This is a genomic window from Methylobacterium sp. CCH7-A2 (assembly GCF_001557075.1).
GTDB lineage: Bacteria > Pseudomonadota > Alphaproteobacteria > Rhizobiales > Beijerinckiaceae > Allobosea > Allobosea massiliensis.
Genome location: NZ_LSKN01000021.1, coordinates 61,551 through 78,101, shown reverse-complemented (window position 1 = coordinate 78,101; position 16,551 = coordinate 61,551). Strand labels below are relative to the sequence as shown.

Sequence of the window (16,551 nt, the reverse complement as noted above, 5' to 3'; positions counted from 1 at the left end):
TGCTCTCCTCAAGTTGACCAAGTGCGCGGCAGCGCACGGCCGGTCAGATGCCCGAGCAGCGTGACGAGCACGCGACGCAGGGCCTGGGCATCGGGAGAGAGAAGGCGGACGATCAGAAGATCCGAAACGAGGCCGGCGCCGAGTTCGACCGCGGCGGACTGGGCCTCTTCGGCGAGTGCGCGGACCTGCTCCAGCCTGTCGGCGAGATCGCCACCGGCAATGAGGATCGTCGCGACGGCGCGGGCGCCGGCGCCGATCGCCGAGCGCCCCAGCGTCTGCGCGATCGCGCCCTCGAGCCGGACATCCTCGGCGAAGACGAGCTTCCCCTCCCGGCGGATGCGCCAGCGATCGCGGAGCGCCCCGCGCGCGACGCTTTCACCCATGGCGCTGCGGCCGAAGAACACGCTCTCGCAGGCGACGAGCCTTGCATCGGCGGCGAGATCGACGGCGAGGCGCCGGTTGAGGCGCGCGCCAGAGAACAGGATGCTCTCCTGGGGCACCCAGCAGAGCGAGGCCCCGGCGGCCACCGTCAGCCCGGTCTCGATCCGGGTATCGGCACCCTGGCTGCGGTAGATCTTCTCGGCGGCCTGGGTGGTAACGACCGCCTCGCTTCCGGGACCGAGATCGACCGTCACGCTCATCGCGTCGCCGCCGGCCATGCCGCCGCCGGTGTTGATCAGCACGGCCTCGCTGGTCGCGTCGAAGGTGGTGGGGAAACGGGCGCGGTAGCCGCCGGACTCCAACAGATCCAATCTGTGCGTCCGGCTGCCGACGCGGCCGAAGCGCAGCGCCACCCCGCCCGCAGCGCGGACATAGGCTGGCAGCACGGGCTCGGAGGCGGCCGGTACGGGCGGCGCAAACATGAAAGGTCCCGGATCGGGCTGGCGGAGTCGAACGACGCTGCAATCTTCCGCGCGCGCCGATTTCCGGCAAGGGCCTCACCGGCGGACGCTGCCCAAATGATGGGCAATCGCGGCTAGCCGATGGTCAGCCGCGCGCCGCGAGAAAGGCCTCGATCTCCGTGCGCTGCGGGGCACCGGCCCGGCCGCCGAAACGCGTGCATTTGATCGCCGCCGCCGCCGAGGCGAAACGGATCGCCGCACGCTCCCCCTGCCCCTCTGCGAGGCCGAGCGCGAAGGCGCCGTGCCAGACATCGCCGGCGCCGAGCGTGTCGACGGCCTCGACCGCGAAGGCCGGCAGATGAGCGATCGTGCCATCCTCGACGAAGAGCACCCCGTCCTTGCCGAGCGTGACCGCCAGCCAGGTCGGCCCCTCGCGCGCGATCCGGGCGAGACCGGCGCGCGGGTCCTCCTCGCCGGAGAGTTCGGCCAGGGCCTGGGCACTGAAGGCAACATGGCTCGCGGTCGCGACCAGATCGGGATGGGGCGGCCTTCGGTCGCCGTCGAGCACGCCGGGCACGCCCGCCGCGCGTGCGAGCCGCAGCGCCGCGAGCGCGCCCTCGCCCCAGCGCGTGTCGGCGAGCACGGCCCGCGCCCCGTCCGGCAAGGTGGCCGGGAGCCAGTCCGTCTGTTCCGGCATCTCGGGGTCGGAGTAAGAGATCACCATCCGCTCGCCCTGCGCATCGACGAGAATCGCCGAGACGGGCGAGCGCAGGCCGGCCACGCGGCGGGCGAAGGTCGTATCGACGCCTTCACGCGCCAGATCGGCCACGATCGCGTCACCGGCCAGATCGTCCGCGAGGCGCGTCGCCAGCCAGCAGCGACCGCCGAGCCTGGCGATCGCGACCGATGCGTTGCCGGCGCAGCCGCCACCGACGACGGCGAGGGCCTTGGAGCGGTATTTTTCGCCGCGGGTGGGGAGGGTCTCGACGCTGTAGACATAGTCCAGCGTCGAGATGCCGAGACAGAAGACGCCGGTCATGCGCGCGGCGGCTCAGCTTCGGGGCCGAAACGGACCCCGTCGATATCGGTATGGAGAAAGTCGTTGCCCTTGTAGGCGAGCTTCAGTCCCGAGGCGCGTGCGGCCGCATAGGCGAAGCAATCGCCCATGTTCAGGCGGGCGGGATGGCCGGTCAGCAGATGATAGCGGGCCGCGCATGTATGAGCTGCGCGGCCGGTCTCCGCGTCGATAGCCTGCAATTGAGCTCCGGTCATCGTCAGGAACTCCATCGTCGCAGAGTAGGCCTCATCGATCGAGATCCTGCGAAGCTTGGCAATCCGACAGGACGCCTCGAACACCGCGAGCGGCGAAGAGGCGAGTTTCTCGCTTTCGACGATGGCGACGCGTATCGCAGGCGCCTCGACCTCACCAGCCATAGCCGCAACGAGTACGGATGCGTCAAGAAACATTCAGATTTCGCCCGACTCGCGGTCGAAAAACTCCTTATGCGTCATGCCGTCATCGATGACGGGATGGTCGGCGAAACGCTCGTGGATGCGCGCGAAGGCCGCATCAACGCGCCTGCGTCGTTCTTCCCGTCGCGCGAGTTCGCGCTCTACGGCTAGCCCGATAGCTGCCTGCAAGGTGATCCCGTCCCGCTCTGCCAGTTCGCGGACCATGCGATCGATCTTCGCGTCGCGAACGAGAATGCCCATGATAGCCTCCCTGATATCAACCGAAGATATCAGGGAGATCCGCCTGCTTCAACTCAGTTCCGCCGCCTTCACCACACGCCGGTGTTCGGCATGCTCGCCCACGGCTCGGCCGGGGGTTTCGGGTCGCCCTTCTGGAGCAGTTCGATCGAGATGTTGTCGGGCGAGCGGACGAAGGCCATGTTTCCGTCGCGCGGCGGGCGGTTGATGGTGACGCCGGCCTTCATCAGCTTGTCGCAGGTGGCGTAGATGTCGTCGACCTCGTAAGCGAGATGGCCGAAATTGCGCCCGCCGGTGTAGGTCTCGGGGTCCCAGTTATAGGTCAGCTCCAGCGTCGGGCGGCCGCGGCTGCCCTGCTGGCGAACGGTCTCGACCTCGTCGGGCGCGGCCAGAAAGACCAGAGTGAAGCGGCCCTTCTCGTTCTCGATCCGGCGGGTCTCGACCAGGCCGAACTTGTTCACATAGAAATCCAGCGAGGCGTCGAGATCGGTCACGCGGACCATGGTGTGGAGATAGCGCATCGTTTTCGTCCGTTTCCTCTTCGGCCCGACGATTCCGGCGGGCGCATCCTGGCGGCGTTCACCGAATGGTGTCGGGTTGATCCTACCGTTGAATCGGGCGAAAGCATCGCCGCTCGTGAACACAGTTCCAAGACGCAGCCGGCAGGACAGGCCATGAGCTCAACGCAAGACGGTCTGGAGGGCACGCCTGCCCGCGCCAGCGCCGCCCAGATGGCGCAGATCAAGCAGCGCGCCGCGATCCTCTCGGTGATGGCGACGCTGCTGCTCACCGGCGCCAAGATCGTCGGCGCGATCCTGTCGGGCTCGCTCGCCCTGCTGACAGACGCGCTCCAGGGGCTGATCGATGTCGGCTCGACGCTGTTCACGTGGTTTGCCGTGCGCGTCTCGGACAAGCCGGCCGATGACGAGCACCATTACGGCCATGGCAAGGTCGAGGCGCTGGCGGCGCTCGTCGAGACCGCGATCCTGTTCACGCTGGCGGGCGCGATCCTCTGGGAAGCCGGCAACCGGCTCTGGACGGGGCTGATCGAGACCGTCTCGGTGACGCCCATCGTGATCGGCATCATGCTGCTCTCGATGGTGGTGGACGCGATCCGCTGGCGTTCGCTGACGAAAGTCGCGAAGGAGACCGGCAGCGATGCGCTCGCCGCCGAGGCGACGCATTTCTCCGCCGATTTCGTCGGCTCGGCCCTCGTGCTGGCCGGCCTCGTCGGCGTCTGGTACGGCGTCGCCCGGGCCGACACCATCGCCGCCTTCGCGATCGCGGCCTTCACCGCGCTGTCGGCCTACCGGCTGGGGCGGCGGACCATCGACACCCTGCTCGACGCGGCGCCCAAGGGGGTGAGCGAACGCCTGCGCGAGGGCGCCGAGGGCGTGCCCGGCGTGGTCGGCGTCAACTGGCTCAAGGTCCGCCCGACGGGCGGGCGCATCCATGGCGAGATCGGCATCACCGTCTCGCGCACGCTGCCGCTGGAGCGGGTGGCGGCGATCCGCGAGGCGCTGACGGCGGAGTTCGAGCGGATCGAACCCGGCGCCGCGATCGCGGTCACGACCGACCCGGTTCAGGTCGACGACGAGACCGCGCTGGAGCGCGTGCTGCTGATCGCGCTCAAGCTGAAGATCCCGGTGCACCACGTCTCGGTGCACACGATCGGGCAGCGGCTCTCGGTCAGCCTCGACATGGAGGTCGAGGCGCGCCTGACGCTGGGCGAGGCGCATGAGATCGCGACGCGGCTGGAGGCGGCGATCCGGGACGAGTTCGGCGGCGAGACCGAGGTCGAAACCCATATCGAGCCGATGGAGACCGGCGCCCCGGCCGGCCATGACGCGGCCTGGGACACCGTCGAGGACATCGGCAAGGCGCTGGCCACCGAGACCGCGACGCTGAAGGGGCCGATTCACGACATCCACAATGTCAGGGTTCGCCAGACCTTGAACGGCCTTGTCGTGAACTACCATTGCCGCGTCGACCCAGCGCTCGACGTCGCCTCGGTCCATGCCGCCGTCGACCAGATCGAGCGCGCGGTCAGGATCGCGCGGCCGCAGGTCTGCCGGCTCGTCAGCCATGCCGAACCCGCCATTGCCGGGCCCGCAAGCTAGACACAGGCGCGATCCCGCAGAGTTGCGGCCCGACGACGCGGCCCACCCTTCCGGCCGCAGGGCCGGCGGGTTAGAGACCCTTCCAGCGATCCGGCGCGCCGGATGATCCGAAACGCCGCCTGCCCGAGTTTCTCATGCGCTCCGAAGACACGCCCCTGATCCGTCTCGAGGACTATCGCCCGTCCGACTGGCTGATCGACACGGTCGATCTCGACATCAGCCTGCATCCGACGAAGACGCGCATCCGCTCGCAGCTCGGTCTGCGGCCGAACCCGGCCGGGCGGCCGGGTGCGCCGCTCGTTCTCGACGGCGACGAGCTCAAGCTGGTGGCGCTGCGGCTCGACGGGCTTCTGATCGACGAGACCGCCTACAGCGCCAGCCCGCAGCAGCTGACGCTGCACGCCCCACCGGCGCGGCGCTTCACGCTGATGATCGACACCGAGGTCGACCCCTCCGCCAACACCAAGCTGATGGGGCTCTATCTCTCCTCGCATGTCTACTGCACGCAGTGCGAGGCGGACGGCTTTCGCCGGATCAGCTACTTCCTCGACCGGCCGGACGTGATGTCGGTCTACACGGTGCGGCTGGAGGCGAAGAAGCTGATCGCCCCGGTGCTGCTTTCCAACGGCAATCTCGTCGCCGCGGGCGACGTGCCGGGCGGCGAGCGGCATTTCGCCGTCTGGCACGACCCTCACCCCAAACCCGCCTATCTCTTCGCCCTGGTCGGCGGGGCGCTCGACGTGCTCCGCCAGACCTATGTGACCGCCGAGGGGCGCAGCGTGGACCTCGCCGTCTATGTCGAACCCGGCAAGGCCGACCGGGCCGGCTGGGCGATGGACTGCCTGGTGCGCTGCATGCGCTGGGACGAGCGCGTCTTCGGCCGCAATTACGATCTCGACGTGTTCAACGTCGTCGCCGTGTCGGATTTCAACATGGGCGCGATGGAGAACAAGGGCCTCAACATCTTCAACGACAAATACGTCCTGGCCGATCCGCTGACGGCGACCGACGGAGACTATGCCTCGATCGAGGCGATCATCGCGCATGAGTACTTCCACAACTGGACCGGCAACCGCATCACCTGCCGGGACTGGTTCCAGCTCTGCCTGAAGGAGGGCCTCACGGTCTTCCGCGACCAGGAGTTCTCAGCCGACGAGCGTTCCCGAGCGGTGAAGCGCATCGCCGATGTCAGGACGCTGCGCACGACGCAGTTCTCGGAGGATGCCGGGCCGCTGGCGCATCCGGTGCGGCCGCGCGCCTACAAGGAAATCAACAACTTCTACACGCCGACGGTCTATGAGAAGGGCGCGGAGGTGATCCGCATGCTCAAGCTTCTGGTGGGCGAAGCCGCCTTCCGCGCCGGCATGGACCTCTATTTCGAGCGCTGCGACGGCACCGCCGCGACGATCGAGGATTTTCTCGCCTGCTTCGCCGAGACCTCCGGCCGCGACCTGACGCATTTTGCGCGCTGGTACGAGCAGGCCGGCACGCCGACGATCGTGGCGTCGGGCCGCTATGACGCGGCGGCGCGCAGCTACACGCTCGATCTCGCCCAGAAGACGGCGCCGACGCCCGGCCAGCCGGAAAAACAGCCCGTCGTCCTCCCGGTCGCGCTCGGCTTGGTCGGGCGCAGCGGCGACCTGCCGCTGGCCACGGACTCGCCGGCCTATGCCGGCGCCGGGCTGATCGTGCTCGACCAGCCTTCGCTATCGGTGACCTTCAGCGACGTGGGCGAGCCGCCGATCCCCTCCCTGCTGCGCGGCTTCTCGGCGCCGGTGAGGCTCGAGCTCGACCTCGCGGATGGCGATCTGCTGCGGCTGTTCTCGTCCGACAGCGACCCGTTCAACCGCTGGCAGGCTTGGCAGACGGTGGCCATGCGGGCGCTCGTCGAAGCCGGACGCGAGCCCGCCCAGCTCGAGGCCCTGCGCGCCACGGGGCGGGCGCTGGCGGAGGGACTCAGCGACTTCCTGCGCGACCAGGCGCCCGCGGACCCGGCCTTCGCCGCCCAGGTCCTGCGCCTGCCGGCAATGGGAGACGTCGCGCGCGAGATCGGCCGGGACGTGGATCCCGACGCGATCCAGGCGGCCCACCGCGCGCTCTCGACCGAAATCGGCCTGCGGCTCGGACCGCAACTGCTCGAGCTGCGCGAAAAGCTCGGCGGGTCGGCGCCGTACAGCCCCGATGCGGCCTCCGCCGGGCGCCGTGCGCTGCGCAACGAGGCGCTGGGCCTGATCGCGCTCGCCTCGCCGCAGGAGGGCGCCCGCCTCTGCGAGGCACAGTTCGCCGCCGGCGACAACCTGACAGACCGGCTGGCCGCGCTGGCGGCGATGACGCTCGTTCCCGGCGAGGCTCGCGAGGCGCTCATCGCCCGCTTCGCCAAGACCTACGCAGCGGAACCGCTCGTCCTCGACAAGTGGCTGATGGCCCAGGCGCTGATCCCCGAAGCCTCGACGCTGGATCGCGTCCGGGAGCTGATGCAGCACCCGGCGTTCTCGATGGGCAACCCGAACCGCATCCGGGCGCTGATCGGCGGCTTCGCGGCCAACCTGACCCAGTTCAACCGCACCGACGGCACCGGCTATGCCTTCGTGGCCGAGATGGTGATCGCGCTCGACCGGACCAACCCGCAGGTCGCCTCCCGGCTGCTGTCATCGTTCAAGAGCTGGCGCATGCTCGAGCCGGGCCGCAGGACGCTGGCGCAGGGGCGGCTCGCCCAGGTGGCGGCGACCCCGAATCTGTCCCGCGATGTCGCCGACATCGCCGAACGGACCCTCGCCTGAAGAGGTTAACGGCGACCTGTCGAAAAGATTAACGCTTCATTACGCGCGCAGGATTCAATCGGTTAAACGCCACAACCCCAAGGCGAATTCGACGCAATCGATTCAACTCAAGGCTAGACAAACCGACTCACTCGGATTCAACTGAACGTGATTCGCGGGGATGCGGCACGTCTCCCGATCTACTGTCGGTAAAGTATCCGAAGGGGGACGGGGCATGACGCGTGCCAACGCGGGCTGCGCATCTGTGCGCGCAGAGTCGATTCTGGGTGTCGCTCGATCACTGACACATCCGCTCTACCAGCGTTTCGAGAGTCTCGAGCCGACCATCCGAACCGTCATTCCCGGCCTGGTCGCGCTCTTCATCATCCTTCTCGCCACCGGCGCCGCGATCCAGACCACCGCGATGCGCGAGGATGCGCTCACTGATGCGGCCGGCGACATGGATCTCGTCTCGGCCCTGCTCGCGCGTGAGCTCGACAACGCCTCGCAGCGAGGACTGGCGCCGGGGATGGTGCTCTCCTCCCTCGCCTCGCGCCATCTCGCTGCCCATGGCCGCATCGTCCATGTCAGCGCCGAGGACGGCCATGTCGTCGCCAGCGAACCCGCGATTGGCCAGACCCGCCGCACCCTCGTCGATTTTCTCGGGCCGACCCAGCCGCTCACCGCCTTCGGCGACCGCGCCGGCGTGATGCGCATCACCCTTCCGGACGGCGTCGAGGCCATCGCTGCCGTGCGCAACCTCGCCTCTCCGCTGGGCCAGGTCGCGGTGCTGCACCCGGTCTCGCGCGTGCTGTCGATCTGGCAGCAGCGCCGCAGCGGGCTCGCCCTTCTCTTCGCTACAGCCGGCATCGTGCTGACCGCCATCACCATCGGCTTCATCGTCCAGTCGCGCCGGGCGCGCGCCGCCGACGAGGATTGCGACTGCATCCGCGAGCGCATCGACACCGCGCTGAACCGCGGTCATTGCGGGCTGTGGGACTGGGATCTCGCCCGCGGCCGGATCTACTGGTCGGACTCGATGTACGCCATGCTCGGCTATGCCCGCACGGGACAATACATGTCCTTCGGCGAGGTGAGCGGCTTCATCCACCATGAGGATGTCGATCTCTACGCGCTGGCCGACGCGATCAGCCGCGGCGAGGCGAGCCATCTCGACCAGGAGTTCCGCGTCCGCGACAGCGCCGGCAATTGGATCTGGCTGAAGGCGCGCGCCGAGCTTGTCACCGACCGCCGCACCAACGCCAAGCACCTCGTCGGCATCGTGGTGGACATTTCCGAGCAGCGCCGCATGGCCGAACGCACGGCCACCGCCGATGCCCGCCTGCGCGACGCGGTCGAGGCCATCTCCGAGGCCTTCGTGCTGTGGGATGCCGACAACCGCCTCGTGCTCTGCAACGCCAAGTACCAGCAGCTCCACAAGCTGCCGCCGGAACTCGCCGTGGCCGGCGTCCGCCATGACGAGATCATGCGCTCGAGCGCCCAGCCCACCATCGACCAGGAACCGCTGCGCTCGCTGCGCGGCGCCGACGGCTCCTCCTCCTATGAGGCGCGCCTCTCGGACGGGCGCTGGCTGCAGATCAACGGCCGGCGCACCAAGGATGGCGGCTCGGTCTCGGTCGGCACAGACATCACCAAGCTGAAGCAGCAAGAAGAGCGGCTGACCCAATCGGAGCATCAGCTCCTGATGCACGTCACCGACCTCAAGGCCTCGCGCCAGAAGCTCGAAATGCAGGCCCAGCAGCTCGCCGACATGGCGGAGCGCTATCTCGAACAGAAAGCCGCGGCGGAAAGCGCCAACCGCGCCAAATCCGAGTTCCTCGCCAATATGAGCCATGAGCTGCGCACGCCGCTGAACGCCATCATCGGCTTCTCCGACGTCATGCAGAGCAACATCTTCGGACCGCTGGGCGAGAAATACGCCGACTATGTCCGCGATATCCATTCGAGCGGCGAGTATCTCCTGCGCTTCATCAACGACATCCTGAACATGGCCCGCCTGGAATCCGGCAAGGTCAGCCTCGAGAAATCGGACGTCGCGATCGGGCTCGTCATCGACGAGGCGGTTCGGGAGGTTCAGGACGAGATCGACCGCAAGGGGCTCACGCTCACCGTCGAGGGCGCCCGCGACGCGCATCTTGAGGCGGATCCGCACGCGCTCTACCAGATCCTCGGCAACCTGCTCGACAACGCCGTCAAGTTCACGCCGCAGGAGGGCCAGATCGCGGTCCGCATCCGCCCGGTGCCCGGCGCGATCAACATCTTCGTCGAGGACAGCGGCATCGGCATCCCGCGCGACAAGATCGACCGCATCGGCCGCCCCTTCGAGCAGGTCGAGGGCGACCTCACCCGCAGCTACCAGGGTTCGGGCCTCGGGCTCGCCATCGCCCGCTCCCTCACCGAGCTGCATGGCGGCTCGCTGCGGCTGCGCTCGACGATCGGCGCCGGGACCATCGTCATGGTCCATCTGCCTCTCGATGGCGGTGCCCGTGCGATAGCCAAGGCGGCCTGAGCCGCTCCGCCGTCAGCCAGAGCGGGCGACGCCCAGAACCCTGTTGAAGATGGTGCGCACCCCTGCGCGCACCTCGTCCAGCTCCGCCCGCAGGACCTTGATGTCCGGCCGGCCCACCGAGGTGGCGATGCGCGTCATGACGCGGGCGGGCACGGCCGCCGGGTCGAAGGCCTCCTCCACCGTGAAGCGCTGCCAGAGCTGAACGTCGCCGATCAGCCTCGCCGCCTCCTCCAGCGCCGCCGCATCGGGGGCCGCCAGCGGTCCCGCCGCGCGCGCGGCCGCGAAGACCGAGAGGGTGTCGCGGACGAGCAGCGCCGGGTGATCCGCGGCATGGGCGAGCACGAGATACTGTGCCAGGAAGTCCAGATCGGTCAGCCCGCCCAGCGCGAGCTTCAGGTCCCAGGGGTTTTTCTCGCCCTTCTCCTTCGCGATCAGCGCGCGCATCTGCGCGACCGCGGCAGCGACCTTCGCCCGCTCGCGGCGCCGGCTGAGGATCGCGCGGATGGAGGTCTCGGCGCGCGCGGCGAGCTCAGGATCACCCGCCACGACGCGCGCACGGGTCAGCGCCATTTCCTCCCAGATCTCGGCCTCACCGCGGTGATAGGCCTCGAAACCCGCGAACTGGGTCGCGGCCGGGCTCTTGTTGCCCGACGGGCGCAGCCGCATGTCGACCTGGTAGAGCGTGCCGCGCCGGGTCGGCACCGTGAGCGCCGCGACGAGGCGCTGGGTGAAGCGGACATGCCAGGTCACCGGATCGAGACTGCGGCGGCCATCGCTCGGCCCTGCCTCCTCCGGACGGTCGTAGAGCAGCATCAGGTCGAGGTCGGAGGATGGCGTGAGCTCACCCGCTCCGAGCCGGCCGAGACCCAGCACGACGCTCTGCGCGCCTTCGATCACGCCGTGATCGGCTGAAAAGGCCGCGCGGGTGTCGGTAAAGGCCACGCGAAGGCAGGCTTCCGCCACGGCGCAATAGGCCTGGGCGGCGGCCTGGGCGGGGTAGACGCCGGAGAGCAGCCTGGCGCCGACGAGGAAGTTCTCCTGGCGGGCGGCGTCGCGCAGCCGGTCCAGCCCCTCCTCGACGCTCGGCGGCGGTGAACCGACGACACCGCGGATGCGGCGCTCCAGCGCGTCGCTGTCGAGCGCAGCCTGGCCGAAGGCGGGGTCGATGACGCCGTCGAGCACATGTGGGTGGAGCGCGGCCACCCTGGCGAGGCGCGGCGCGCTGCCGAGGATTTCGGCGAACAGCGTCAGCAGCGCGTCCTGCGAGCGCAGCAGCGTCAGCAGTTCGACCGCGGCCGGCATCCGCACGAAGGCATTGTCGAGATGGGCAAGCGCGCCGTCGGGATCGGCGGTGCGGCCGAGCGCGACGAGCAGGGCGGGCGTGAGTTCCGTCAGGACTTCGCGGGCGCGGGGGCTGGTGACGGCGGCGCGGCGGCCGAAATGCCAGCCCCGCACCGTCTCGGCCGCCGTCTGGGCCTGGCGGAAGCCCAGTTTCTGCAGCGTCTCCAGCGTCTGCGGATCGATCTCGGAGCCGGTGAAGCTCAACGTCCCGGCCTCGCTGGCGAGGCTCGGCCCCTCCTCGAACAGCAGGGCGTAATGGCCCTCGACCCGGCGGGCATGGGCGGTCAGCGCCTTGCCGAAGGCGGCCGTCGAGGGATAGCCGCAGAAGCGGGCGAAGGCTTCGAGATCGGCCGCCGCCTTGGGCAGCGTCTGAGTCTGCTCGTCATGGCGCATCTGCAGGCGGTGCTCGATCGTCCGTAGCCAGCGATAGGACTCCGCCAGTTCGTCGCGGGCGGTAGGGGTGATCCAGCCCTCCCGCGTCAGCTCGGCCAGCATCTCCAGCGTGCGCGGACCGCGGAGCGCCACGCGCCGGCCGCCGAAGACGAGCTGCTGCGTCTGCACGAAGAACTCGATCTCGCGGATACCGCCGCGGCCGAGCTTCACGTTGTGGCCGGCGACGGCGATGGTCTCGTGGCCCTTCACCGTCTGGATCTGACGCTTCATCGCGTGGATGTCGGCGATGGTCGCGAAGTCGAAATATTTGCGCCAGATGAAGGGGGCGAGGTCCTTGAGAAAGCGCTGGCCGAGCGGGAGATCCCCGGCCACGGGCCGCGCCTTGATCATCGCCGCGCGTTCCCAGTTCTGGCCGACGGTCTCGTAATAGGCATAGGCCGAGGGCAGCGGCACGGCGACATGGGTCGAGGCGGGATCGGGCCGCAGGCGCAGATCGACGCGGAAGACATAGCCGTCGGGCGTCCGCTCCTGGATGATGCGGGCGATCTGCTGGGTCAGCTTGACATAGAAGCTGGTCGGCTCGGCGACGCCGACGGCCTCCGCCACCTCGGGATCGAAGAAGACGACGATGTCGATGTCGGAGGAGTAGTTCAGCTCGCCGGCGCCATGCTTGCCGAGCGCGAGCACGACGAGGCCGGATCCCGCTCCCGGGTCGGCGGGATCCGACAGCCGAATGCGCCCGAGATCGGCGGCCTGACGCAGGACATGATCGGTCGCGAGCCGGACCGCGATGTCGGCGGTGGCCGTCAGCGCGGCGGTGACGGTTTCGACGTCCCAGACGCCGCCGATGTCGGCCAACGCGATCAGAAGCGCCATGCTGCGCCGGAAGCGGCGGAGCAGCCGCATCAGCTCCGGCGCGTCGCCCGCGGCTGCACCGGCCCGTGCCACGTCCGCGAGTAGCGCATCGCGGCGCGCTTCCGGCGCTTCGGTCAGGCAGGCGAGCAGCCCCGAAGGGTCCTGCCGCATGATCTGGGTGAGGAAGGGTGCATGCGCCAGCAGGCCTGCAACGAGCGCGGCGCTGCGTTCATTCCCGGCGACATGCGCCGCCAGCGCCTCGGCGGCCTCGGGATCGTGAAGCCGGTCGATCAGGTCCTTCGCCAGGATCTGGGCGGCTTTTGCCCGCGCCGGCAGCACAGGCGCCGCCTTCAACCGCTCACACAGACGCATCGTCATCGCCGTCCCCCTCACAGGGAGGGGACGCCAACAGGGTTCGGCGCCGCTGTCGAGCCGGGACGCGCGGACGGAGGCGCCGTGTCCACAGCCTTGGCGTTGCCGGCCGTTTCGGTGGCGGGCCGCGGCGGCTCGGGCGTGGCCTCCAGCACCGGCAGGGCGATGACGACGCGCAGGCCCGGAGCGTTGTCCTCCAGCCGCAACTGGCCGCCATGCAGGCGCACCACGCCGGCGGCGAGCGCGAGGCCGAGCCCAAAGCCCGGCTTGCTGCGGCTGGCATCGAGCCGCACGAAACGTTCGAGCACGCGGGCGCGGTCCTCCGGCGGGATACCCGGCCCGTGATCGGCGACGGAGAGCAGGATCTCGTCCCGCTCCCGCCACGCGGCGACCGTCACCTCCGCCCGCCCGCCCTCGGGCGGCTCGCCATATTTCAGGGCATTGTCGATGAGATTGGCCAGCGCCTGGCCGATGAGTTCGCGATTGCCGATGACCCGCAGCCCGGGCGCGATCTCCGTGACCAGCGATAGCCCCGCCTCCTCCGCCAGCGGCTCGTAGAGTTCAGCGAGGCCGGAGACGATCTCCGAGAGATCGAGCCCGTCCATGCTGTCCCGGATACGGCCGGTCTCCAGCCGCGCGATCATCAGCAGCGCGTTGAAGACGCGGATCAGGTTGTCGGCCTCGTCGATCGAGCCATCGAGCGCAGCGCGGAGCTCGTCGGGCGAGGTCGCGGTGCGCAGCGCCTCCTCCGCGCGGTTGCGCAGCCGCGTCAGCGGCGTCTTCAGGTCATGGGCGATGTTGTCCGAGACCTGCTGCATGCCGGCCATGAGTTCGCCAATGCGCTCCAGCATGGCGTTGAGGTTGAGCGCGAGGCGATCGAGCTCGTCGCCCGTGCCGGAGATGGCGAGGCGGCCCTTCAGGTCGCCGGCCATGATCGACTGCGCGGTGCCGGTCATGTCGTCGATGCGCTTCAGCACGCGCCGCGCGACGAACCAGCTCGCGAAGCAGCCGAGAACGAAGACGACGAGCAGCGACCAGCCGGCCGCGCGGCGGATCACGATGCCCAGCCGCTCGCGCTCCTCGACATCGCGCCCGACCAGCAGGCGGAAGCCGGCCGGCAGCACGAAGACGCGCACGATCGCCCGGCTCGGGCGGTCCACGGCCTCGCTGGTGCGGGCATATTCGATCTCCGCCTCGCCCGGCCGGTCGAGTGTGCCGGGAGGCAGCGCCTCGACATTGCCGGCGATGCGCTCGCCGACCGGCGTGGTGACGAGATAGAGAGAGGCGCCTGGCGCGCGCGAGCGGCGCTCCACGACATTGACGAGGCGCCGGATGCCGCCCTGGCGCTGCTGCTCGGCCAGGCCCTGGATCTCCGCGTCGATGGTCGAGCGGATCTGGTCGTCGAGCAGGCGCTTGGCGTTCCAGGCGACATAGCCGAGCAGAAGCCCGGCAAAGAGCGCGAAGATAACGAGATAGACCGCCGTCAGCTTGAAAGCGGTGGTGCGGAACAGCGTCGGCAGGAAGCGCTGCACGGGGCGCGCCGTCCCCGCGCCGGCGGCGGCCGGTTCAGCGGGCCGTGTCACGGATCATGTATCCCGCGCCGCGGATGGTGTGGATCATCGGGTGCTCGAAACCCTTGTCGATCTTGGCGCGCAGGCGGCTGACATGCACGTCGATGACGTTGGTCTGGGGGTCGAAATGATAATCCCAGACGTTCTCCAGCAGCATGGTACGCGTCACCACCTGGCCCGCATGCTTCATGAGGTATTCGAGCAGGCGGAACTCACGGGGCTGCAGCAGGATCTCCGTGCCCGCGCGCGTCACGCGATGGGCGAGCCGGTCGAGATCGAGATCGCCGACGCGGTAGGTCGTCGGCTCGGAAGCCGGGGCAGCGCGACGGCGCGACAGCACCTCGACCCGCGCCAGCAGCTCCGAAAACGCATAGGGCTTGGGCAGGTAGTCGTCGCCACCGGCGCGCAGGCCCTTCACCCGGTCGTCGACCTGCGCCAGGGCAGAGAGAATGAGAGCGGGCGTCGCGTCATTCTGCTCGCGCAGCGAACGGATCAGCGAGAGCCCGTCAAGACGCGGCAACATGCGGTCGACCACCAGGACGTCGTAACCGCCGCCCTCGGCCATGGCGTAGCCTTCCAGACCATCGCCGGCATGGTCGGCGACATGGCCGGCCTCGCGGAAGGCCTTGGTCAGATAGGCCGCAGCCTCGGCATCATCTTCGACGATCAGCAGTCGCATCGGCCAAGCCTATCCCAGAACGACGAAAAATGGCAGGCCGGAGGATACGCATCCGGCCTGCCGCGGTGAAGGCTGGCCTCCCGGCGCGGGGGCGACGGTCTGCCGGGAGGACACGAGCCTTGCCTCAGATCCGATGCCGGCCAGAAGCCGGCATCGGCCTCATCAGGATCAGGCGGCCGGCTGGCGGCCGACCTCGAAAGCGATCTCGCGCTCCTTGCCGTCGCGCCAGACGGAGAGCTTCACCTTGGTGCCGGGCGCGAAGCTGGCGATACGGCGCGAGAGTTCGCGGGCATCCTTGATCGCGACGCCGTCGACCGAAAGAATCGTGTCACCGCGCTTGATGCCGGCCCTGGCTGCAGGCCCGGTGCGCTCGGCGGCCGCGACGAGGGCGCCGTGCGGCTCCTTCAGCCCGATCGCCTCCGCGACCTCGGCGGTCACCGGCTGGATCTGCACGCCGATGAAGCCGCGCGCCACCGTGCCGTCCTTCTTGAGGGCGGTGACGACCTGTTCGACCGTCGAGGCCGGGACGGCGAAGGCGATGCCGACATTGCCGCCCGAGGGCGAGAAGATCGCGGTGTTGACGCCGACGACCTCGCCCTTCTGGTTGAAGGTCGGCCCGCCGGAATTACCGCGGTTCACCGCCGCGTCGATCTGCAGGAAGTCGTCATATGGGCCCGAGCCGATGTCGCGACCCTGAGCCGAGACGATGCCGGCCGTGACCGTGCCGCCGAGGCCGAAGGGGTTGCCGACCGCCAGCACCCAGTCGCCGATCCGCGGCTTCGCCGTGGCGAGCTGGACGAAGGGGAAGCTGCCGCCCTCGTTGACCTTCAGCAGAGCGAGATCGGTGCGCGGGTCGGTGCCGATGACCTTGGCCTCGAGCGTCTTGCCGTCGTCGGTGACGATCTGGACCTCGGAGGCCTTGTCGACGACGTGGTTGTTGGTGACGATGTAGCCGTCCTGGCTGATGAAGAAGCCGGAGCCCTGCGACATGCCCTGGCGCGGCTGCGGCCGGCCGGGAACGGCGCCGCGCGGCATCTGCTGCTCGAAGAATCGGCGCAGGCCCGGCGGCAGGTCGTCCAGGCTGCCCTGGCCATCATCGGCGGCCTCGATCGTCTGCTTGACGCGGACCGAGACGACCGCCGGCTTCACCTTCTCGACCATGTCGGCGAAGGAGGGCAGATTGGTCTGGACGCCCGAGAGCTGGATCGGCTGGGCGAAGGCGGGATGGTCGAACTTCAGCGCGCCGTCGGCGAGCCCGGCGGCGAGGCCGATGCCCAGCGTGGCGGCACCGGCGAGAAGGGCGCCGCGCTTCAGGATGGACCGGGGGCGATGGGTGTTGGTGGTCATGGCGGAACCTCGAAACATTCGGCAGGGCCTTC

The 16,551-nt window shown here is 69.2% G+C and carries 12 protein-coding genes; 3 read left to right on the top strand and 9 right to left on the bottom strand.

Translation table 11 applies throughout. The features are described from left to right. Positions 1-8: 8 nt before the first annotated feature. The 5 genes from AX750_RS02155 to AX750_RS02135 form a co-directional block, all read right to left on the bottom strand. On the bottom strand, positions 9-863 hold the full coding sequence (locus AX750_RS02155; RefSeq protein WP_066725978.1) for an urease accessory protein UreD: 855 nt from the start codon (positions 861-863) through the stop codon (positions 9-11). A 124-nt stretch (positions 864-987) separates the two neighbouring features. Further along, the gene (locus AX750_RS02150; protein WP_066725975.1) at positions 988-1,881 is read right to left on the bottom strand and encodes a PfkB family carbohydrate kinase; all 894 of its coding nucleotides are present in this window, start codon (positions 1,879-1,881) and stop codon (positions 988-990) included. Next, positions 1,878-2,309 carry a type II toxin-antitoxin system VapC family toxin gene (locus AX750_RS02145; protein WP_082732829.1) on the bottom strand — a complete coding sequence of 144 codons (432 nt, stop codon included), beginning with the start codon at positions 2,307-2,309 and terminating at the stop codon, positions 1,878-1,880. Before AX750_RS02145 ends, AX750_RS02150 begins: the two co-directional genes overlap by 4 nt. After that, a complete protein-coding gene (locus tag AX750_RS02140; protein WP_066725969.1) occupies positions 2,310-2,555 on the bottom strand; it encodes a type II toxin-antitoxin system VapB family antitoxin in 246 nt (81 codons plus the stop codon). A 68-nt stretch (positions 2,556-2,623) separates the two neighbouring features. After that, positions 2,624-3,073, bottom strand: coding sequence for a VOC family protein (locus tag AX750_RS02135; RefSeq protein ID WP_066725966.1), 450 nt, complete (start codon positions 3,071-3,073; stop codon positions 2,624-2,626). A gap of 153 nt (positions 3,074-3,226) precedes the next feature. On the opposite strand from AX750_RS02135, the gene AX750_RS02130 reads away from it, so the two are divergent. The 3 genes from AX750_RS02130 to AX750_RS02120 all read left to right on the top strand — a co-directional run bounded on the left by AX750_RS02130 (position 3,227) and on the right by AX750_RS02120 (position 9,961). After that, positions 3,227-4,672, top strand: coding sequence for a cation diffusion facilitator family transporter (locus tag AX750_RS02130; protein ID WP_066725963.1), 1,446 nt, complete (start codon positions 3,227-3,229; stop codon positions 4,670-4,672). A 134-nt stretch (positions 4,673-4,806) separates the two neighbouring features. Next, on the top strand, positions 4,807-7,452 hold the full coding sequence (gene pepN, locus AX750_RS02125) for an aminopeptidase N (protein ID WP_066725960.1): 2,646 nt from the start codon (positions 4,807-4,809) through the stop codon (positions 7,450-7,452). 214 nt (positions 7,453-7,666) lie between these two features. Then, on the top strand, positions 7,667-9,961 hold the full coding sequence (locus AX750_RS02120) for a PAS domain-containing sensor histidine kinase (RefSeq protein WP_066725957.1): 2,295 nt from the start codon (positions 7,667-7,669) through the stop codon (positions 9,959-9,961). 12 nt (positions 9,962-9,973) lie between these two features. Here AX750_RS02120 and AX750_RS02115 read toward each other — a convergent pair whose 3' ends face one another. The 4 genes from AX750_RS02115 to AX750_RS02100 all read right to left on the bottom strand — a co-directional run bounded on the left by AX750_RS02115 (position 9,974) and on the right by AX750_RS02100 (position 16,519). Further along, a complete protein-coding gene (locus AX750_RS02115) occupies positions 9,974-12,928 on the bottom strand; it encodes a bifunctional [glutamine synthetase] adenylyltransferase/[glutamine synthetase]-adenylyl-L-tyrosine phosphorylase (protein WP_066725954.1) in 2,955 nt (984 codons plus the stop codon). An 11-nt stretch (positions 12,929-12,939) separates the two neighbouring features. Then, the gene (locus AX750_RS02110) at positions 12,940-14,454 is read right to left on the bottom strand and encodes an ATP-binding protein (RefSeq protein ID WP_156446682.1); all 1,515 of its coding nucleotides are present in this window, start codon (positions 14,452-14,454) and stop codon (positions 12,940-12,942) included. Between the two features lie 34 nt (positions 14,455-14,488). Further along, complete coding sequence (locus AX750_RS02105; protein WP_066725951.1) at positions 14,489-15,172, bottom strand: response regulator transcription factor; 684 nt, start codon at positions 15,170-15,172, stop codon at positions 14,489-14,491. A 168-nt stretch (positions 15,173-15,340) separates the two neighbouring features. Next, entirely contained in the window at positions 15,341-16,519 is a 1,179-nt protein-coding gene (locus tag AX750_RS02100; RefSeq protein ID WP_066725942.1) for a Do family serine endopeptidase, read from the bottom strand. Positions 16,520-16,551: the final 32 nt, after the last annotated feature.